The organism is Bacteroides sp. HF-4919 (assembly GCF_018860125.1).
The window spans coordinates 55,889-77,197 of sequence record NZ_JAHKNF010000012.1; the positions used below are offsets into that span (position 1 = coordinate 55,889).

General features: G+C 39.5%; 15 protein-coding genes, 1 tRNA gene and 1 pseudogene. 11 read left to right on the forward strand and 6 right to left on the reverse strand.

Going from position 1 to position 21,309, the window contains the following annotated elements:
- Positions 1–36 precede the first annotated feature (36 nt).
- From KO473_RS19105 to KO473_RS19115, 3 genes and pseudogenes are all read left to right on the forward strand, one after another.
- A pseudogene (locus KO473_RS19105) lies at positions 37–1,265 on the forward strand (tyrosine-type recombinase/integrase).
- A gap of 258 nt (positions 1,266–1,523) precedes the next feature.
- Positions 1,524–2,105: an ORF6N domain-containing protein gene (locus KO473_RS19110; protein WP_005822240.1), complete on the forward strand. Its 582-nt coding sequence runs from the start codon at positions 1,524–1,526 to the stop codon at positions 2,103–2,105.
- Between the two features lie 62 nt (positions 2,106–2,167).
- Positions 2,168–4,042, forward strand: a complete 1,875-nt coding sequence (locus KO473_RS19115; protein ID WP_005822241.1) for an HNH endonuclease — start codon at positions 2,168–2,170, stop codon at positions 4,040–4,042.
- 41 nt (positions 4,043–4,083) lie between these two features.
- Here KO473_RS19115 and KO473_RS19120 read toward each other — a convergent pair whose 3' ends face one another.
- Complete coding sequence (locus KO473_RS19120) at positions 4,084–5,907, reverse strand: WG repeat-containing protein (RefSeq protein WP_005822243.1); 1,824 nt, start codon at positions 5,905–5,907, stop codon at positions 4,084–4,086.
- Between the two features lie 94 nt (positions 5,908–6,001).
- Entirely contained in the window at positions 6,002–6,136 is a 135-nt protein-coding gene (locus tag KO473_RS23705; protein ID WP_005822245.1) for a hypothetical protein, read from the reverse strand.
- Between the two features lie 224 nt (positions 6,137–6,360).
- Between KO473_RS23705 and KO473_RS19125 the strand changes: the two genes are divergently transcribed.
- Positions 6,361–6,744 carry a hypothetical protein gene (locus KO473_RS19125; RefSeq protein WP_005822247.1) on the forward strand — a complete coding sequence of 128 codons (384 nt, stop codon included), beginning with the start codon at positions 6,361–6,363 and terminating at the stop codon, positions 6,742–6,744.
- A complete protein-coding gene (locus tag KO473_RS19130) occupies positions 6,710–7,702 on the forward strand; it encodes a transposase (RefSeq protein ID WP_005822249.1) in 993 nt (330 codons plus the stop codon). Before KO473_RS19125 ends, KO473_RS19130 begins: the two co-directional genes overlap by 35 nt.
- A 114-nt stretch (positions 7,703–7,816) precedes the next feature.
- Here KO473_RS19130 and KO473_RS19135 read toward each other — a convergent pair.
- Positions 7,817–7,900 (reverse strand) — tRNA-Leu (locus KO473_RS19135).
- Positions 7,901–8,056: 156 nt separating this feature from the next.
- Between KO473_RS19135 and KO473_RS19140 the strand changes: the two genes are divergently transcribed.
- A complete protein-coding gene (locus tag KO473_RS19140; RefSeq protein WP_005782042.1) occupies positions 8,057–9,139 on the forward strand; it encodes a mannose-1-phosphate guanylyltransferase in 1,083 nt (360 codons plus the stop codon).
- A 168-nt stretch (positions 9,140–9,307) separates the two neighbouring features.
- On the opposite strand, the gene KO473_RS19145 is transcribed toward KO473_RS19140, so the two are convergent.
- The 3 genes from KO473_RS19145 to KO473_RS19155 form a co-directional block, all read right to left on the reverse strand.
- The gene (locus KO473_RS19145; protein WP_005822251.1) at positions 9,308–9,712 is read right to left on the reverse strand and encodes an HIT family protein; all 405 of its coding nucleotides are present in this window, start codon (positions 9,710–9,712) and stop codon (positions 9,308–9,310) included.
- A gap of 50 nt (positions 9,713–9,762) precedes the next feature.
- Positions 9,763–10,227 carry a transcription elongation factor GreA gene (gene greA / locus KO473_RS19150; protein WP_005791379.1) on the reverse strand — a complete coding sequence of 155 codons (465 nt, stop codon included), beginning with the start codon at positions 10,225–10,227 and terminating at the stop codon, positions 9,763–9,765.
- A gap of 180 nt (positions 10,228–10,407) precedes the next feature.
- Positions 10,408–11,559 carry a thioredoxin-like domain-containing protein gene (locus KO473_RS19155; protein WP_005822254.1) on the reverse strand — a complete coding sequence of 384 codons (1,152 nt, stop codon included), beginning with the start codon at positions 11,557–11,559 and terminating at the stop codon, positions 10,408–10,410.
- 196 nt (positions 11,560–11,755) lie between these two features.
- Between KO473_RS19155 and pnp the strand changes: the two genes are divergently transcribed.
- The 5 genes from pnp to KO473_RS19180 all read left to right on the forward strand — a co-directional run bounded on the left by pnp (position 11,756) and on the right by KO473_RS19180 (position 20,850).
- Positions 11,756–13,882, forward strand: coding sequence for a polyribonucleotide nucleotidyltransferase (gene pnp / locus KO473_RS19160; RefSeq protein WP_005822256.1), 2,127 nt, complete (start codon positions 11,756–11,758; stop codon positions 13,880–13,882).
- 163 nt (positions 13,883–14,045) lie between these two features.
- A complete protein-coding gene (locus tag KO473_RS19165) occupies positions 14,046–14,606 on the forward strand; it encodes an RNA polymerase sigma-70 factor (RefSeq protein WP_216035137.1) in 561 nt (186 codons plus the stop codon).
- Positions 14,607–14,708: 102 nt separating this feature from the next.
- Positions 14,709–15,641, forward strand: coding sequence for a FecR family protein (locus tag KO473_RS19170; protein ID WP_005822260.1), 933 nt, complete (start codon positions 14,709–14,711; stop codon positions 15,639–15,641).
- 259 nt (positions 15,642–15,900) lie between these two features.
- The gene (locus KO473_RS19175; RefSeq protein WP_080546308.1) at positions 15,901–19,221 is read left to right on the forward strand and encodes a TonB-dependent receptor; all 3,321 of its coding nucleotides are present in this window, start codon (positions 15,901–15,903) and stop codon (positions 19,219–19,221) included.
- 12 nt (positions 19,222–19,233) lie between these two features.
- Positions 19,234–20,850: a SusD/RagB family nutrient-binding outer membrane lipoprotein gene (locus tag KO473_RS19180; RefSeq protein ID WP_005782026.1), complete on the forward strand. Its 1,617-nt coding sequence runs from the start codon at positions 19,234–19,236 to the stop codon at positions 20,848–20,850.
- The last annotated feature ends 459 nt before the right edge of the window (positions 20,851–21,309 follow it).

Sequence of the window (21,309 nt, forward strand, 5' to 3'; positions counted from 1 at the left end):
GATTATGTACCCAAATCGGGATAAAACCAGTAGCGTATGGCAAAGATAGAGAATAAAACGAAAGAAACCCCAAGTTAGAGCAAAATAAGCTCTCAGATGGTAGAATCAGCCTGTACTTAGAGTATTATTTAGGTAGAGAAGAGAAGCCCGTATTAGATGAAAACGGCAATCAAGTGTACTATGATAGTGGAAAGATGCAAGGCAAGCCCAAGTTTGCAGTAAAGCATAACAGGCGAAAAGAAAACCTTAGTCTGTATCTGATAGATAAGCCCCGTACCCCTGCGGAACGTCAGCAGAACAAAGAAACGTTGGAGCTCGCCATAAAGATACGTGCAGAGCGTGAACAGGAGTTTAAAGAAAGTATGTTGGGCTATCGGTTGAAAAAAGACCGAACCATCAATTTTTTGGACTACTTTCAAGCCTATATAGACAGCTATACAAAGAAGGATTTGCGAATGGTGCAAATTGCGCTTAGTCGTTTCAAAGACTTTCTGAAAGAGCAATACCCTATCTATGAGTTCAGCATCAAACCGGAACTTATCACTAAGGATATGATAGCACAGTTTGTGGACTACCTGCAATCACGTAGCGTAGGTGAAGGAGCAAAAAGCATCTATCAGCGTTTCAAAAAGGTGGTACGCTATGCCATTGACCATGATGTGATGTTGAAAGACCCCTGCAAAGATGTTTCATGTAAGGTGGATGAGCAAATATTGCGGAAAGATGTACTTTCGCTGGAAGAGATTCAGACACTTATCAACTGCCATTACGAAAACGAGAACCCGAATGTAAGACGTGCGTTCATCTTCTGTCTATACAGTGGGCTACGCTTCTGCGATATAAAAGACCTTACCTATAAGAATATAGACTATTCCAACAAGTTGCTCAGATTTGAGCAAACTAAAACAAAAGGTCATTCTGCAAACAGTGGCGTAGTTATTCCGCTAAATGATGGTTTACTTTCCGTTATAGGTGAGCCACCTGCTGACGGAAACAAAGATGCGCTCATCTTTAACTTGCCATCTTATGAAAGTTGTTGTAAATCAGTGAAACGTTGGGTTAAACGGGCTGGAATTAATAAGCATATCAGTTGGCATTGTGCCCGTCATTCATTCGCAGTGAATATCCTGAACAATGGAGCTAATATCAAAACAGTAGCCAGCTTGCTCGGACATAGTGGATTAAAGCATACGGAAAAGTACACCCGTGCGGTGGATAAATTGAAAGAGGAAGCAATAAATAGCTTGCCAGAACTAAAACTTTGAGGATAAAAGAAGTAACTTTGCACCTATGAACTTTGAAACATTAGTAGATCATGTCAATATTAGACTATGATATGTATAGTTTAGAGATTCGGCGGTCAGCAACCGCCAAATTCACTATACCCAAATTGGCGGATGGCATCCACCGAATTAGAAAAGTAAGATTCGGCACACGCTGTGTGCCGAATTCATAATGTACAGACAATGGGTGTGAACCATACCAAAAGTTGAATAATTTCTTATAAAAACAGGTTATAAATTATGGAATTACAAGTTATTCAAAATAAAATATACGAAGTTAGAGGTCAAAAGGTAATGCTCGACTTTGATTTAGCTGAACTTTATGGGAGTGAAACCAAACGATTGAAAGAAGCAGTAAGAAGAAACCTCAAGCGCTTCCCCGGCGATTTCATGTTCGAACTAACAAAAAAAGAGTTTGAAAGTTTGAGGTCGCAAATTGCGTCCTCAAACAAAAGAGGTGGTACACGATATATGCCTTTTGCCTTTACAGAACAAGGTGTTGCTATGCTTTCATCTGTATTAAATAGCGAAGCAGCTATTGAAATAAACATATCCATCATGCGTGCTTTTGTTACTGTACGCCAATACTTGTCTTCTGTAAATAGCACAACTAAGGAAATCGAAGAGTTAAAGCAGCGCATGAAAATTCTGGAAGAAGGCAATGAAGACACAATAGCAGCAGTTAATGACCTTAGTGAAGATACCCGAAAAGAACTTGATGATATTTACTTAGCATTATCACAGTTAGCAGATAAACAGAAGCAAATCAACCAGCAAAGAGAACGTAAACCTATTGGATTTATCCAATATGATAATGATTAACTCAACTTCTAATCATATAATATTAGGTTCAAATCTTATAATAACTACTTAAAAAATCAATTATGTACCTCATTCTACTTTTAGTTGGTGCTTTTATTCTGTTTATTACTGCAATAAAAATAGCAGTATGGTATGAAAAAGTACACAGAAAATATGTAAACTGGAAAGAATGGAAATATAATGATAAAATAAACCTGCAAAGAATAAGACGAAAGAATTATGATTTCCGTCTAAAGATTTCAAGAGATACACTTTTAGTGAATGTTGGCGGCAAATCTATCGACCACCCGACATTTAAGACGATAGAAAATGGTCGAAGTGCTATATGCGATTATAAGGATAAACCTATTACTTCATTCAGATTCTGTTCTGTAAACATTTGGGTAGATAAATGTATCATTGCACAATCTATAAAAACTGCAAAATGGGGAGCATACACAGTAAAAGGAGATATTATAATAGAAGAAAAGTATGATAGCATTAAGGCTGGGAAAATAAATGGCTCTGTTTACTATATCGCAACTTTCAATAAAAAACAATGTATAATAAATGAAAAAGGGAATATTACAACGAAATTTTACGATAAGATTATTTTTGAAGAACCTCCTCGTGATTGGTTCTCTATATACAATGGAGAACATCTGAAAGATACAGCCATATTTATTGTTCAAGAAAACCAGAAATATGGTTTATTAAACTCCAATTCTGAGATTATTATTCCCATTGAGCAGGACAAAATACATATACTGAAAAACTTAACATTCATAGTGCAGAGCAATAACAAAGAAACCATTAAATACGCACTATATAATAAGGAAGGGAAAGTATTACTACCATATAATAGTGACAAACTTGAAATTCTGCCCAACAATCTAATAAGAAAGAATAATAAAAACGGAGTTTATATATTAAATAGTTGTGGAACGCAAATTTCTAATACAGCATACAAAAAAATAGAATCAAACTATTCACCAATTTTAAGTTCTCCGTTCTATAATGCATATTTATCAAACGGGAAATGCGGTTACTACAATCATGAATGGAAAGAAATTTTGCCTTGCATATATGACTGCATAAAGTTCCCACTAATAAAGGATAATATCATTGCAGTTTCTATGCACGGCAAGTTTGGGATTGTAAATTTCGACAATGAAGCACTAACAGAATTTATCTATGACACAGCAGAGGATGCTCAAAAAGCACTATCTCAAATTCAAGATAATTATTTACAAGAGCAAATTAAAAAGAAGGAGATTACAGATTACTACAATATTTACGAAGCAAAAGAATGGAAGAATAAAAGAGAAAAAATACTAAAACGAGACAATTATACATGCCAATGCTGCCATTGTAGCAATCCTTCACTTGGAGACGTTATTGTTGAAAAAGGAAGATATATTGAAGTACATTCCTATGATATGCACACAGGCAATTATCATATTGGCAGTGAGAAATATCATATTGATTTAGATATAAATTTAGGATATGGAAAAAAAATAGTCATGCCAATACTAAATGTTCATCATAAGTTATACATTATTGACCGTGAAATTTGGGAATATGACGATGATGATCTTATAACACTTTGCCAAAAGTGTCATCAAACTCTTCATTCTTCCGAGGAAATAGAAATCCCTATAGTAAAAGAAATAACAAAAGGACGCTTTGTCAAAACAGATAAATGTACTGCCAAACCAGCTATCCAAACATTCAATCCTATGCAAATTGAAACATTTCCTTCATGGTCTGTGGTAGAAAAAAGGAATCATAAATATGAATTTGTAGAAAAAATTGAGCCTTCTTGCTCTATCATATATATTGAAAATCCTAGCTTCAATAAAGAGCAGTCTCAAAAATATGCCATAGAAATATTGAAAGATTTTATCCAAAACAAGCTTCAATATACATCCAAGAATGGAATGCCAACCACTACTTGATAAATATAAAATATTTTTTAACATAAGATAAAGCGGTATTTTTAAAAATTCCAGAAACGTTCATCTTGCTGATCCATATCTAAGCCATCATTATAATACCTCCAATCGTATGAATCTGCCGAATCATCGGACATACTCTCTCTTATTTCTTCATAATGTTCATCCTCCCAAAGATATTTAAAATCTTTATAATATGGATACCAAAAACGATTAGTATCATTGTTATCATGAGGTATGTGCTTCCAATACTGTGCTATCAATGTTTTAGGTTCCTCGCTTAACACAAGAGTTTCCCAACCATCTAATGATTTAAAAGTTGGATATAACAATTCATACAACTGAGACCCAGTTATTTTTACCACATTCTCTTGACAAATAGCATCTTTGTTGAATTTCAATAAACAGCATTGACATTGATATATATCATCTTCTTCTACATATTCAATTTTAAATCCTATAGCTATATTATTATATGGATTAGTTATCAAACTAAATTGTGGTTCCAGCAATTCTTTTGTAACATTTCTTATACCAACTAAGCCTCTTTCATTTTGAATAAAAAGCAACTCACTATTTATTGATTTTACATCTGTATATGTTGGAGCAATAACCATTCGCTCATTGCAAAAAACAATTCCTTTCAATCTCCCTATTGAGCCATCAGGCATTACATTTTTTTTACTTATATTGTACATTACAACGGTGTCATTTATAGAAGAAGCCGAACAGACACTAATCCCCTTTATTATCTTATCATCTTCATTATATCTTTTTCCTTTGCACAACTTGGGAGATTCCCCTATAAGCAGACCTTCACCCGCAGGTAGATTGTTACATAGAAAATCAAATTCATATTCTATTTCTTCACGAGTTTCATTTATTAAATGCCTAGAAATAAATGATTTCAAATCTTTATCAACAATGATAGAACACATTTTATCACAATTTAACTCTTTTACTAATTCGTCACCATATTCAATTTCAGTATTTCCCCAATAAGTTGTTTTCCAATAAGATTTAACAACTATCCCAAAATTAAGAATAAAATAATTAGTTCCGATTTGACAATTGTTAAATCCACCTATAATCATAGTACCTTCTAAATCGTATAAATCATATGTTCCATAATATCTATCCACGAACACATCACCACATTCATATTCATCATCTCCAGCTATAAAATACTCATTAATATAATGGATAGCATGATACTTTACGGGAATAATCTCTTTACCTTGCCAATTACAGCATCCCCATACTCCATTCCACGTACAATCAGGATCAGTTTCCTCCATAGCTCCAAAATTCACATAAACATAGTCCCAATTCCCACTTCGTTCTATTTTAGAATATATTGTAGGGATGATTTCCCGTCCATCGAAATCCACCAATCCCTTACGGCGAGTATCAGCATCCTCTACAAGTATAGTCCTCCTACACAACATATCATCAGAAACTCTTCTTGGAAACTCTAATATTGGAATAGGGTTACTATATTTTATCCGGAAAAACTCCTTTCCCGATGAATCAATGACTCCCCACCTATTACCCAATAAAACATCATACATATTTCCATTAGCTTCCGCTCTTTTCTCAAATTTATCATAAACAAAAGGAATAACATCCCAACCTTCTGAATTTACCACACCATATTTTCCTTTATGTCTACAAAGCAATCTGTCATTCTCCAAAAGAACAATTTGCACCTCAGACCAAATGTCATAATTATCACAATCATAATCATCTACCACTATATACTCATTTTCATCCATCTTGGCTGAGTAAAAATTCATATTATCAACATCCTTAAATAGATGATTATATTCTAATGCGTTATGACATTCAACAAACAAAGGCTTATTCATAGCTATTCTCATTTTATCTCTACACAAAAGTAACAAAGAGTTTGCAATTAAGCTCATCAATCCATTAAAATCCTCCTAAAAACACTCTATTTATTTATTTAATATGTGATTCATTCAGATATTCTTCTTTCAATGAAAACGCATCAATCACTGTTTTATAATCATGCTGGATGCAAGCATCAACAATCTTCTGTATCTCACGAAACTGTATTTCACAGCAATCTTCCATTGTAATATTCTCTTTTGGGTGTGAATCAATCGCAAAGATAATAGTAGAAACGACTTTTAAAAGAAAGAAAAAGCTGAGAATAGGAAGAAATATCAAGAGAACGAGTTAATAAAAACTAAATATAGAGCCTGCCAAACAAGCAAAGTACACCTTATTTTGGCGCATGGTAATAACCCTGTGTATATATAGTAAAACACTTATCTTTGATCACTAAACGAAGTGCGATGGAAAAGAATGCTTATATAGAGCTGGCTGAATGTCTTCTGCCTGAAGAAATGATTGAATACTTTGAGGTGGTCAAGGTAGATAAAACCACAGAAACGCTTGACGTAACCTTGGAGGAACGGAATAATGGGGTTTTCGGTTACGAGTCAGGACAGCTTCGGTCTAACGGTTTCTATGAAGAGAGCATCGTTAGGGATTATCCAGTCAGAGGGCGTAAGATGTCGTTTCATGTAAAGCGTCGCCGGTGGATTGAGGTTGAGACGGGCAAAAGCGTCAGCAGACGCTGGGATTTTGTGGCCGAAGGTACCCGCTTCTCGAAAGAGTTTGCGGCTTTTTTAAAAGATATGCTTGGACAAATACCCGATTACGGGCCGCTCTCTTGAATGTTTTTTCGATATAGACGGAGACCTGTTTGAACGCCAGTATAAGCGTCATCTGAGCGGTTACTGGCAATGGAAAGACACGGCAGAGGGGCTTCATGCCGAACGATGGCGGGTATTTCCGCAAAACATTGGGCCGCATCTGAGTATCGACGAAACCTCTTTGAGTCGCGGAGAGCTATATACAATCGTAACCAATAAGGAGGCTCACGGTCGAGAGAACTCCATTGTAGCCATAGTACTCGGCACGGAAGCCGATACCGTTATACATGCCTTGCGTCAAATAAAAAGCGAGCTACGCAATAAAGTCACCGAGATAACGCTTGACTTGTCCGACAGCATGCATAAAATCTGCCGTATGGCTTTTTCGCGGGCATCGCGGGTAATCGACAGGTTTCATGTGCAGAGGCTTGCTTTGGATGCAGTCCAGGAAATACGCATAAAGCACCGCTGGGAGGCCATCAATGCCGAAACAGATGCCAGAGAGGCTGCGAAACTTGAAGGGCGAAAATATACAGCGGAACATATAGAGAATGGAGATACGCTCAAAGAACTGTTGGCAAGAGGGCGCTATGCCTTACTCAAATCACCTGAAAATTGGACTGACACCCAACGGACACGCGCCAGAATACTGTTCGATCTCTACCCTGATTTGAAACAGGCTTATTGGCTATCGCAAAACCTCAGGGCCATATTCAACAAACAATCAACCAAAGACAGCGCACGTCTGAATCTCGCCCGTTGGTACAATCGAGTCGCAGACTCCGGCTTCAAATCATTCAACACCATAGCCGCTACACTCTACCAACACTCTGACGAAATACTCAACTTCTTTAACAACCGCTCTACCAACGCCTCTGCCGAATCAATAAACTCAAAAATCAAGGCTTTCAGAGCCAAACTGCACGGCGTCAATGATACCAAGTTCTTCATATTCCGCCTCTGCAATATCTATGCTTAAACACAGGGTTATTACCATGCGCCATTATTTTTGTTTTCGCCAGTCAGTACACATTTAGTACGCCTTATAAAAGCAGAAAATCCTGATAACCAATTGATTATTAGGATTTCTAAGTACCCAGACCCGGGGTCGAACCGGGATGGAAGTGAATCCACTGGTGTTTGAGACCAGCGCGTCTACCGATTCCGCCATCTGGGCATTGGTTTCAAATGCGGTGCAAAGATACGGCTTTTTTTTGAACTTGCAAGAGTTTTATAAAAAAAAAGAGAAAAAAAGAATAAAAGATCGCATAAACGCTTCTATTTTCAGAGAATAAACCGTATTTTAGCAGAAACATTTAAAACAGTCAATATCATGACAAGCAAAGATAATTATTGTGTCATTATGGGTGGAGGTATCGGCAGTCGTTTCTGGCCGTTTAGCCGCAAGACAATGCCTAAACAGTTTCTGGATTTCTTTGGAACAGGTCGTTCACTGTTGCAACAGACTTTCGACCGATTCAACAAAATTATTCCTACGGAGAACATACTTATCGTAACCAATGCGATATACGCAGACTTGATAAAAGAACAACTTCCAGAATTAGACTCAAAACAGATCTTGCTGGAACCGGCAAGAAGAAATACGGCTCCGTGCATTGCATGGGCATCTTATCATATACGTGCCTTAAATCCAAATGCCAACATCGTAGTTGCCCCTTCCGATCATCTGATCTTAAAAGAGGGAGAATTTTTAGCCGCTATAGAGAAAGGACTGGACTTTGTATCAAAATCTGATAAACTTCTCACTTTAGGTATAAAGCCCAATCGTCCGGAAACCGGATACGGATATATCCAAATAGCAGAGCAGGAAGGAGACAACTTCTACAAAGTAAAGACATTTACAGAAAAACCGGAACTGGAACTTGCTAAGGTTTTTGTTGAAAGTGGAGAGTTCTATTGGAATTCAGGCCTCTTCATGTGGAATGTCAATACAATCATTAAAGCAGGAGAAACTCTTCTACCAGAATTAGCATCTAAACTGTCTCCCGGAAGAGAGATCTATGGTACACCTGAAGAAAAAGACTTTATCGAAGAAAACTTCCCGGCGTGCCCTAACGTTTCGATAGACTTCGGAATTATGGAAAAGGCTGATAATGTATATGTTTCTTTAGGAGACTTCGGATGGTCAGACCTTGGAACCTGGGGATCACTATATGATTTATCACCTAAAGATGAACAAAGAAATGTAACTCTAAAATGTGACTCATTGATTTACAACAGCAATGACAATATCGTTGTATTACCCAAAGGTAAACTTGCAGTGATAGAAGGTCTGGAGGGGTTCTTGGTAGCCGAATCAGATAATGTATTACTGATCTGCAAAAAGGACGAAGAACATGCCATACGCAAGTATGTGAATGATGCACAAATGAAATTAGGAGAAGATTATATTTAGTACTGTACGAAGTTAATTTCCTAAGTATACGAAGTTAACTTATTAGAGCTAAGAAGTTAACTTCCTATAATTACGAAGTTAACTTTATAAATGCCACGAAGTTAATAAGAAAAAGGGGCTGAACGGCAACGTTCAGCCCCTTTACTATTATTTAATGAAGGAAGAATTTTATTTGGCTGTTTCGTAAGCAGAACTAATAGCTTTGGCAATAGAAATAAACTCGTCGTCTGCCAGTTTCAATTTTGGATTAGAGAAAAGCATATCCGATTCTTTTTGAATAGGAATCAAATGAATATGAGCATGTGGAACCTCAAGTCCGATCACTGCTTCACCCACTTTTTTACAAGGAAAAGCTTTTTCAATAGCACGAGCTATTTTTTTGGCAAAAACGTGCATTGCAGCCAGATCTTCATCACTCAAATCAAAGATATAATCAACTTCCTGTTTAGGAACAACCAAAGTATGTCCCTTCACCAACGGATTGATATCAAGGAAAGCAAAAAACTTTTCGTTTTCGGCTACCTTATAGCATGGAATTTCACCCGCTATGATTCTACTGAATATTGTTACCATAATCCTAATATATAAAATAGGGCAAGCCCGAATATGGACCTGCCCTCATGTTAAAACGAAATGTTTACTACTTCAAGACTGATTTTACCCTGTGGAACTTGGATCTCAGCAACATCACCTACCTTTTTGCCAAGTAATCCCTGAGCAATCGGTGTGCTAACGGAAATCTTTCCTTCTTTCAGATTTGCCTCGCTTTCTGAAACGATGGTATAAGTCATTTTCATACCATTCTTGGTATTTTTCAATTCTACTTTATTCAGAATCTGTACTGAATCTGTTTTCAGTTTCGATTCATCGATAATCTTAGCATCCGCTATAACAGCTTTGAGTTTGTTGATTTTCATTTCAAGCATACCCTGAGCTTCCTTCGCAGCATCGTATTCGGCGTTCTCCGATAAATCACCTTTATCGCGCGCCTCAGCTATAGCCGCAGAAATTTTGGGGCGTTCCACTGTTTCCAGTTCTTTAAGTTCCGCCATCAATTTCTTGTAACCTTCTTCTGACATATAAGCCATGATGTTTTCCTCCTTTTATTTTTAACGGTCATATAAAACAAAAAAGAATTCCAACATGAGTCATGCTGGAACCCTCTTTTCAATTATTTCTTCGCAAAGATAACCTTTTAAACAATATGTGTCAAGCAAAAAGCAATGCTATGTAACATATTTAAACGAAAACTTCTAATTTATAACAACTTAAAGCATAGACTTGATAGTTCCTTCCAAGTCTTTTATCGTCTCTCCACGGGCCCTCAGTTCATTGTTACGATTGATGAGGAATAGAGCCGGCAGATTCTTTACGCCATATAAAGCTGCATTCGTTGAGTAAATTCCATTCTCATCGCGAACACATACCCAAGGCAAATTATCGGCTGAAGTTTTCCAGAAATGTTCATCGGCATCCAATGAAACCTGATAAATTTCCAACCCCTGGCTCGCATACTTATTATACAAGTCACGCAACATCAGGTTATGTGGAGCCGAAACCGCACTTTGGTAAACCGTAAAATCAAGAAGAACGACTTTACCCTTCAAGTCAGTAAGTTTACGGATATTACCTTTCATATCTCTCAAAGCAATATCAATCACACCTGTTTCAGCAATCTTTTCTTCCGGTATCTCAATTGTCTTTTGCTGGGGGGTACGAGTATTTTTCATACCTTTTATGACTATATTATAGAGATTCTTCGAACGTACCGCATGCGGATAAGTATTATTCAGACTTGTGGCTACGGCACCAAAACATTTAATATCGTCTTTATTATTCAGAGGATCAAAAATCATATAATTATTTAGCTTCTGGAACAAAGCAAAATAAGCAGAAGCCGTATTGGGAGCAGCAAAGATATAATTGATTTTCACATCATCTTTATAATTCTTCAACAATACAGCCAGGCTGTCTTCAAACACATCGTTACCTAATTGATTGGCTTGCGCAGCTTTTACCAACGCATCCACATTCTTCTGTAAACGGATCTGTTTTAGAGTCAGTTCTTTAATTTTCGCAGAATTGTCCGAGCCTTCTACTGTATAAGCAGTCGAAAAGTCTGTATAAGGCGCTTTGATGCTGACAGTTTCTGTAGAGTCAACCGAGAAATTAATCACTTTATCTTCCACCCGTAAACGATAAAACTCAGGAGATTCAGGGCGTAATTGTTTAAAACTGAATGAACCGTCTCCTTTCAATTTTACAGAATCCAAAGGCACAATTCCTTCAAGTCCGGAAGCTTCCAGATAAAGCATTTTTCCATCTGCTCCCGAAACATCTCCTTTCACATTAAATTTAGGGTCAGAATTACAAGAACTTAAAGCAAGAGCCACAAGAGCTACTAACGTTACTTTTTTCATAATATGCGTGTTATTTTTCAAGCTGCAAATATACTTCTTTTCAAGATTAGTCAAAGCATTTTGCCATGTTCTTCACTCCAAAATTGAAAAAAATCAAATTCCTACTAACTTTTTATCTCATTTTCACGAGATTAGTGCAATAAATGTATATCTTTGCGGGAATTTTGAAAGAAAGATATTAGATAAAACAATTTTTATGATTAACCCAATTGTTAAGACGATCGAGTTGGGAGATGGCAGAACCATCACACTCGAAACGGGAAAGCTGGCAAAACAGGCAGATGGCTCTGTGATGCTTCGCATGGGTAACACCATGTTGTTAGCTACTGTTTGTGCCGCTAAAGATGCAGTTCCCGGAACAGATTTCATGCCGCTTCAGGTAGAGTACAAAGAAAAATTTGCAGCATTCGGCCGCTTCCCCGGTGGCTTTACAAAAAGAGAGGGAAGAGCATCTGATTATGAGATCCTTACCTGCCGCTTAGTAGACCGTGCTCTCCGTCCTTTATTCCCCGATAATTTCCACGCAGAAGTTTACGTAAACATTATCCTTTTCTCAGCAGACGGTGTTGATATGCCTGACGCATTGGCCGGACTTGCTGCTTCAGCAGCACTTGCTGTTTCAGATATTCCTTTCAACGGACCTATTTCAGAAGTACGTGTTGCACGTATTGATGGCAAGTTCGTTATCAACCCGACTTTCGACCAGCTTGAAAAAGCTGATATGGACATCATGGTTGCCGCTACTTATGAAAACATCATGATGGTAGAAGGTGAAATGAGTGAAGTATCGGAAGCCGAATTGCTGGAAGCAATGAAAGTAGCTCACGAAGCTATCAAAGTACATTGCAAAGCGCAGATGGAACTGACTGAAATGGTTGGTAAAACCGTAAAACGTGAATATTGTCACGAAGAAAACGACGAAGAACTCCGCAAAGCCGTTCACGATGCCTGCTACGATAAATCGTATGCCATCGCAGCTTCCGGAAACAGAAACAAACATGAACGTCAGGATGCTTTCGACGCTATCCGTGACGAATTTAAAGCTCAATTTTCTGAAGAAGAACTGGAAGAAAAAGGCGCACTGATTGATCGGTATTACCATGACGTAGAAAAAGAAGCGATGCGTCGTTGTATCCTTGATGAAGGAAAACGTTTGGATGGACGTAAGACTACTGAAATTCGTCCTATCTGGTGTGAAGTCGGTTACCTGCCCGGACCTCACGGATCAGCTATCTTTACCCGTGGTGAGACTCAGTCATTGACTTCAGTCACTTTGGGTACCAAGCTGGATGAAAAAATTATCGATGACGTTTTGGCCCACGGAAAAGAACGCTTTTTATTACACTATAACTTTCCTCCCTTCTCAACAGGTGAAGCAAAAGCTCAACGTGGCGTAGGCCGTCGTGAAATTGGGCACGGCAACTTGGCACATAGAGCACTGAAGAGAATGATTCCGGAAGATTACCCATATGTAGTACGCGTTGTTTCAGACATCCTTGAATCAAACGGTTCTTCATCCATGGCTACTGTATGCGCCGGAACTCTGGCCCTGATGGATGCCGGTGTGAAGATTAAGAAACCGGTATCGGGTATCGCTATGGGATTGATTAAGAATGCAGGCGAAGAAAAATATGCCGTATTATCTGATATCCTCGGTGATGAAGACCACTTGGGTGATATGGACTTCAAAGTAACAGGTACCAAAGACGGTATTACAGCTACCCAGATGGATATCAAAGTAGACGGTCTGTCTTACGAAATCCTGGAACGTGCCTTGAATCAGGCAAAAGAAGGACGTATGCACATACTTGGCAAAATAGAAGAAACTATTTCTGAACCGCGTACCGAACTGAAAGATCATGCTCCTCGTATCGAAACAATGACTATTCCTAAAGAATTTATCGGTGCTGTAATCGGCCCGGGTGGAAAAATCATTCAAGGCATGCAGGAAGAGACAGGTGCTACAATCACTATCGAAGAGATCGACAATGTGGGTCGCATCGAGATTTCCGGAACCAACAAGAAATCAATCGATGATGCAATCCGCCTGATCAAAGGCATTGTTGCCGTTCCCGAAATAGGTGAAGTATACAAAGGTAAGGTACGCTCAATCATGCCTTATGGTGCATTCGTTGAATTCCTTCCGGGAAAAGACGGTCTACTCCATATCTCAGAAATTGACTGGAAACGCCTTGAAACTGTAGAAGAAGCCGGCATCAAAGAAGGTGACGAGATCGAAGTGAAATTGATCGACATTGACCCGAAGACAGGTAAGTTTAAACTTTCAAGAAAAGTTTTGTTACCCCGTCCGGAAAAAAAATAAATAATTCCTGTCCTTACTGACAGATTGATAACCTGGCTATTATTTATAGCCAGGTTATTTTTTAACCGGCAATCAGTATAAAAGTCATTCTTTTATTTTGATATTCCAAAAAGTTTATGTTGCTTTGTCATAACAAAATCCAACGAACCTTTAAAATCTATTCATGTCAAGCAACAACAGTCTTCATACCATGGACCTATTCAGTCGGTTCTTCCAAGAAAACCAGGAGAGGTTTCTGTCGTTTGCTTACTCATATACCCGGAATAAAGCCGCAGCTGAAGACATCCTGATGGAAGCAATGATCAGCCTGTGGGAAAACCGTGAAAAATGGGAAAAAGACTCTAATCTCCACGCATTATTGCTCACTATCATCAAGAATAAATCTCTTAACTACCTTGAGCACGAACAGGTACGTATGCGGGCCGAAGAAGCCATCAACACACACAAACAGCGGGAACTCGACCTCCGCATTGCTACTTTGGAAGCTTGTGAACCCGAATCGATCTTCGACACCGAAATACAACGCATTGTATATAAAACACTTGAACAGCTACCGGAACAAAGCCGTCACATCTTTATATTAAGCCACTATCACAATGCTCCCAATAAAAAGATAGCCGAACAACTCGGTATTTCCATCAAGAGTGTAGAGTTCCATATCACTAAAGCACTGAAATTATTGCGGCTTGAGCTCAAAGATTATCTTATTTCCCTACTTTTCTAAAAAAAACTTCATTTTCCTTTAGGGTTGTCCGGGAGTATCCTGTTATATATACAGAAAGAGGAAATAAGGCCTCCGACAATATATATAAACTAAAAACATTTTATGGAACAGGAACTACTATACAAGTATTTTAAAGGAACTGCCTCCGAAGAAGAAGAAAAACTAATTCTAAACTGGGTGGATGCATCTCCCGAAAACCGGAAAGCATTTCAAAAAGAACGGATGCTATACGACATAGCTCTGTTCACGGATGAAAAACAAATAAACCGGAGAAACAAAAAAAACCGGATTCTCCCGATGTTGAAGTGGAGTGCACGTATTGCTGCCGTACTCATCGTAGCTGTCAGTTGTGGGTTCTTGTTTAAGAATTACCAATATGAAAAATCAGCCCACCGGCAAACCATAACTGTTCCTGCAGGACAACGTGCACAAATCACACTGGCAGATGGAACAAAAGTATGGTTGAACTCAAAGTCTACTTTGACTTATGCATCCAACTTCGGACGCCAGGAAAGAAACGTAGAGCTGGACGGAGAAGCTTATTTTGAAGTAGCCAAAAACAAAAAGATACCATTTTTTGTCAACACGGAAATAAACCGGGTAAAAGTGGTAGGAACCCATTTCAACGTCTGCGCCTACAAAGGCAGTAACGAATTTGAAACGACCTTGATTGAAGGTATTGTCGACATCTATCCGGTAGGAAGTGATCAAGTGATCACCCGACTGACCAAAGACGAGTTCTTCGGATCATACAACGGAAAGTACAAGAAGACTACTTTACCTTCGTACGATTATCTGAGATGGAAAGAAGGATTATACTGTTTTGATGATGCGCCGCTTAACAGCCTGCTCAACAAACTGGAAAAATATTATAATGTGAACATAAGCGTAAGAAATCTGAAAATACTGAACTACCGCTGTACAGGTAAGTTTAAAGAGCAGGATGGCATAGAGCATATTCTGAAAGTCATTCAGAAGGATCATAAGTTCACATACCGCATCAATGAAGAAAAAGACAGTATCATCATTGAATAGAAATAAGGAAAGAGCTCAATATAGACCTTAAATTAGTACAAACCATTAAAAACCAGATACGCATGAAAAAGTAGAAAAGAAAGTCCATTATTCTCAAAAAAGAGAATCGGAAAGTACCCCCATACTTTCCGATTCGAAACAGTCAAAAATCGACCTTAATCAATTTATTAACTTAACACGTTACAAAGATATGAGAAAAATTTCTTTGCCAAGGCATTTATGCCCAAAAAATTTTGTTTCAAAACAAATATTGTTAACCATGAAGATCACATTATTCCTTCTCTTTTTCGTAGCACTCCAAGCTTACAGTGAGAATGGATACTCTCAAAATGCTAAAATAAGCATACCACGTTCAAGCCTGAAAGTAAGCGAATTACTATCGAAGATTGAATCTCAGACGGAATATCTGTTTGTCTATAATAAAAAGAATGTAGATACCAGACGTACAGTAAACGTACAGGCCGACAACAAAGCCGTATCCGAAGTTCTCGACGAGGCATTTAAAGGTACCAACATTAAATATGTAATGGAAGGGCACAACATTGTTCTGACCAAAAACAACGATAACGCCTCAACAGCCCAGCAGGACAGAGTAACCGTAAAAGGAGTAGTTACTGACCAGAATGGCGATCCCATCATCGGTGCCAATGTATTGGAGAAAGGTACCACAAACGGTTGCATCACCGACATGGAAGGCAACTTCAGCCTTAATGTACCCAGCAACTCTATCCTTGTAATTACCTATGTCGGTTATCAGCCACAAAACATACAGGTAAACGGACGGCAAAGCCTCAACATAAAGATGCAGGAAGAAGCCATGGCACTGGAACAGGTAGTCGTAACCGCCATGGGTATCAAGAAAAAAGAAGCCTCCTTGACCTACTCAACACAACAAGTAGGTGGCGATGAACTGACCCGTGCCAAAGATCCGAATATGATTAATGCCCTTGCCGGTAAAACAGCGGGTGTACAAATCACCAAAAGTTCATCCGGACTGGGTGGCTCAGCCAAAGTCTCGATCCGTGGCAGCCGTTCTATCAGCGGAAACAACCAACCCCTTTATGTGATTGACGGCGTACCGATGCTGAATAGCAGCAACGAACAGGCTTCCACAGCCATCGGTGGTACTGCCGATGCAGGTAACCGTGATGGCGGTGACGGTATCTCCAACCTGAACCCGGATGATATCGAAAGCATGAGTATCCTGAAAGGAGCTTCCGCAGCAGCCCTCTACGGCTCACAAGCTGCCAATGGTGTCATCCTGATTACTACCAAGAAGGGTAAAGCCGGTATCCAGAAGATTACATTCTCTTCTAACTTGACTGTAGACCATGCCATCTGCCTGCCCGAATTCCAAAACAGTTATGCCATGGATCCCGAAGCAAAAAACGGTTGGGGGAAAAAGGCAACTCTAAAAGATTATGACAATGCAGATAATTTCTTCCAGAATGGTGTAACAGCTATCAATTCCGTATCCTTTATGAACGGCAGTGAAAAGATGCAAACTTACTTCTCTTATGCTAATACCACTGCCAAAGGTATAGTCGAGAAAAACAAAATGCAGAAGCACAATCTAAATTTCCGCGAAACAGCCAATTTCTTTAACGACTACCTAAAGCTGGATGCCAATGTCAACCTGATGACACAAACAATCAAAAATCGTCCGACTTCCGGTGGTTATTATATGAATCCGCTGGTGGGACTCTACGGTTTCCCGAGAGGTGAAGACTTATCCGAATATAAAAACAACTTCGAAGTGTTTGACCCGGCACGTAATATGAATGTACAGAACTGGTATACTTCTTATCAGGATATGGAACAGAATCCTTACTGGATCACCAACCGCATCAACAGCAACGATAAACGTACACGCGCCATCGCTTCACTGACCGCCAACGTGAAAATCACTGACTGGCTGAATATCCAGGCTCGTGGTACTGCCGATTACACACACGATCAGTATCAACAACGTATGTACGCTTCTACTGCTCCTGCCCTATCAGGACAAAACGGACGTTATATTGACTTGAACCATACTGAAACATTGTATTACGGTGATGTCATGGCTATGATAAACAAAAAATGGAATGACTTCTCATTGAATGGCGCAATCGGCGGCAGCATTAACAGTACGAATGTCAATTCTTTGAGACTGGACTCCAAAACAGCTTCACTGTACTACCCCAACGTCTTCACCGTAGCCAATATCAAAATGACACAGGCTGCTTATATCGACGAACAAATCAATCAAAAAAGAGTATTACAGTCCCTGTTCGGCACTGCCCAGTTAGGTTGGAAAGAAAGCCTGTATCTGGATGTCACCGCACGCAACGACTGGTCGTCTACATTGGCCTATACCAAACATAGCAGTTTCTTCTACCCCTCGGTAGGTCTGTCATGGGTACTGAACAATACAGTGAAACTCCCCGAATGGATTTCTTTCGGAAAGATCAGAGGTTCATGGTCCAAAGTTGGTAACGATCTCCCGTTGTTCATCAGCAACACGATTCCGGGCAGTAATGATATCATCGGTGCAGGTGGTGCCATCGTTACTTACTCTAAGGCTCCTTTCAATGATCTGAAACCCGAGATGAGTACTTCCTATGAAATCGGTACCGAATGGAAATTCTTCAACTACCGACTGGATTTTGACTTCACCTATTATCGTACCAACACCAAGAATCAGTTATTTACATTGCCTTCATCGGCAGGTGCCGAGTATAAATACTACATGGTAAATGCCGGTAACATTCAGAACGAAGGTATAGAAATCACTTTAGGAGCTACTCCGGTGATGAATGACGCTTTCCGTTGGAAGACTCAATTTAACTTCTCTACCAACAAAAACAAGATTATCAAGCTTCATCCGGACCTGAAAACATTTGTTTATGGTGACGAAAGTTTCTCTTCCTCCTACTCCATGCGCCTGGTAGAGGGTGGTTCATTCGGTGATATTTATGGCAAGGCATTCGAGCGTGACAAAAATGGCAAAGTGGTGTTCACTACAGACGCAGACGGTGACAAGATTCCAAACGTTATCGGTGGCGGCAATACAGAAAAAGTAGGAAACTGTAATCCGGACTTTATGTTGGGATGGAGCAATACTTTCACTTACAAAGGTTTCTCACTCTACTTCCTGATTGACGGACGTTTCGGTGGCGATGTACTTTCACAGACTCAGGCCGAACTTGACCAAAGAGGTGTCAGCCTGAACAGTGGAAAAGCCCGTGATGCAGGTTATGTCAATGTCGATGGGACTCAAGTGAAACCGCAAAAGTTCTATACCGCAGTCAGCGGACGCGACGGATGTACGGAATACTATATGTACGATGCCACCAACATCCGCCTCCGTGAACTTTCATTAGGCTACTCACTTCCTCAAAGCTGGTTGGCCAAAGCCGGCGGTGCTTTCAAAGATGTCCAGTTGTCATTCGTAGCACGCAACCTGTTCTTTATCTCCAAGAAAGCTCCGTTCGACCCAGATGCTGTTCTTTCAACAGGTAACGATAATCAGGGTATTGACGTATTCGGCATGCCGACTACCCGCAGCTTAGGTTTCAATATTAAGTTCACATTCTAAAAGAGATTCATCATGAAAAACAATATCAAATATATAGCAAGTATACTCTTAGGAGGACTGATCGGATTTTCAGCCTGTACCGATTCTTTCGAATCATTCAATACCAACGAAGCGGGATTCGATAACGATAGCAAGAAACAGGATTTCAACTATTATGGTATTCCACTGGGCATTATCCAGCAAGGAATCTACTTTAATTACGATTGGGGAAGCGGTAAGAACTGGCCTTTCCAGACCATGCAAAATCTGGGAGCTGATTTATTCTCGGGATACGTACACGACTTTAACCCTTTCAACGAAGGGAAGAACAACAGTACCTATTATATGATGGACGGATGGAACGGCTCCACATGGGATAACACCTACGGATACATCATGCCGGAAGTCCAGAAGTCTGAGACAATCAACGAAAAAGATAATATAGGATTCTATGGGATCACCAAAATATTGAAGGTGGAACTGATGCACCGTTTGTCCGACTTATATGGTCCGATCGTTTATACTCAGTTCGGATCGAAAACAGGTTCTACTCCTGATACACAACCGGAAGCCTACAAAGCTTTCTTCAACGATCTGGACGAAGGTATCGCAAAGATACGTGAATATCAAAAAGCCAATCCGGAGATAGAGAGTTTTGCTAAATTCGATATCCTGATGCCTCAGGGGAAACGCACTTTCAGTGAGTGGATCCGGTTCGCGAACTCTCTCCGTTTGCGCCTGGCTGTCCGCATCGCTATGGCAGACTCTAAACTGGCTCTTGCAGAGGCGCAAAAATCCCTTACAGACAAAGAGGGATTGCTGGAAGGAAATGATGAGGTGGTAGCCGTATCGACAGCGTCGGGCTATACCAATCCTTTCGGAGAAATCAATATTGGATGGGGCGAGGTGTTTATGAACGCCAATATGGAGTCCTTGTTAGTAGGCTATGAAGATCCCCGTCTGGAAAAATACTTTAATAAAGCAGCCGGTTCCGATGCAACAAGCATTATCAATTACAAGGGCACTTACAAAGGTATCCGCCAAGGTACGGGCTTCAATCACAAAAACTATAACGGACATTCAAAAAGTACTATCACCCAGCAGAGTGACGCCATACTGATGACTTCTGCCGAAATATGGTTCCTGCGTGCCGAAGCAGCTTTGAGGGGATGGAGTAATGAGTCCGTCAAAGATTGTTATGAGAGAGGTGTAAAAGCATCATTTGCCCAATGGGGTGCTGCAGGAGCAGAAACTTACCTGGAAAGCGAGAAGAAACCCGCTGACTACATAGATGCTTTCAAAGCGGAGAACAATGTGAAAGCCGTCAATACGCTGACCCCTAAATGGGACGATGCTGCCAGCAACGAAGATAAACTGGGTCGTATCATTACACAAAAATGGCTGGCCATGTATCCGGAAGGAGGAGAAGCCTGGGCAGAACAACGCCGCACTGGTTATCCGAAATTATTCCCTGTTTTGGTCAATCAGAGTGAAGGTACAGTAGACACCGGCATCGGGCCACGCCGACTAAACTTCTTCGTAGGTATCAAAACAACCAACCCGGAACAATATACCCAACTGGTAAATGCTTTGGGTGGAGCCGATAATTGCGGTACTCGTCTATGGTGGGACACCGGAAGAAATTTCTGACACACAAAGGTATAAATTTTGATTAGTGGTGTTTTCTTCGTATTAGTTACGGGGAAAAAGATTGGAAGGGGCAAAGTCGGGGGGGCTTTGTCCCTTTTCTATTAAAAATAAAATCAATAGAAAAAATCCCCGAAAGCCTAAACAATAAGTATATAATAGATTAATAACAAACATATTATCCATCATAGAGTGTTTCAAAAGACGTTCCTTTTTTGAAACACAGTTTTGACTCTGCGCACTGAAGGCAAAAGGAAGAGATAAATGACTGATAATTAAAACAATGTAGAAATATTTGCACAGATGGAAAAAGCACCTTATCTTTGTTGCATCAGACGAACGTCTTTTGAAACACGATTGCATTTCCAAAGACGTTATATCTAATTGTAATACACAAACTTACGCATAATAGAAGTTGTATCAAACAGTCTTTACCGGCTTATACACACATGTATAAGCCGG

Coding starts and splice junctions, on each gene's coding strand:
- KO473_RS19125 (WP_005822247.1), top strand. CDS start 6,361: ATGGAAAAGAATGCTTATATAGAGCTGGCTGAATGTCTTCTGCCTGAA.
- KO473_RS19145 (WP_005822251.1), bottom strand. CDS start 9,712: ATGGTAACAATATTCAGTAGAATCATAGCGGGTGAAATTCCATGCTAT.
- KO473_RS19165 (WP_216035137.1), top strand. CDS start 14,046: ATGTCAAGCAACAACAGTCTTCATACCATGGACCTATTCAGTCGGTTC.
- pnp (WP_005822256.1), top strand. CDS start 11,756: ATGATTAACCCAATTGTTAAGACGATCGAGTTGGGAGATGGCAGAACC.
- KO473_RS19115 (WP_005822241.1), top strand. CDS start 2,168: ATGTACCTCATTCTACTTTTAGTTGGTGCTTTTATTCTGTTTATTACT.
- KO473_RS19170 (WP_005822260.1), top strand. CDS start 14,709: ATGGAACAGGAACTACTATACAAGTATTTTAAAGGAACTGCCTCCGAA.
- KO473_RS19140 (WP_005782042.1), top strand. CDS start 8,057: ATGACAAGCAAAGATAATTATTGTGTCATTATGGGTGGAGGTATCGGC.
- greA (WP_005791379.1), bottom strand. CDS start 10,227: ATGGCTTATATGTCAGAAGAAGGTTACAAGAAATTGATGGCGGAACTT.
- KO473_RS19110 (WP_005822240.1), top strand. CDS start 1,524: ATGGAATTACAAGTTATTCAAAATAAAATATACGAAGTTAGAGGTCAA.
- KO473_RS19120 (WP_005822243.1), bottom strand. CDS start 5,907: ATGAATAAGCCTTTGTTTGTTGAATGTCATAACGCATTAGAATATAAT.
- KO473_RS19155 (WP_005822254.1), bottom strand. CDS start 11,559: ATGAAAAAAGTAACGTTAGTAGCTCTTGTGGCTCTTGCTTTAAGTTCT.
- KO473_RS23705 (WP_005822245.1), bottom strand. CDS start 6,136: ATGGAAGATTGCTGTGAAATACAGTTTCGTGAGATACAGAAGATTGTT.
- KO473_RS19180 (WP_005782026.1), top strand. CDS start 19,234: ATGAAAAACAATATCAAATATATAGCAAGTATACTCTTAGGAGGACTG.
- KO473_RS19175 (WP_080546308.1), top strand. CDS start 15,901: ATGAAGATCACATTATTCCTTCTCTTTTTCGTAGCACTCCAAGCTTAC.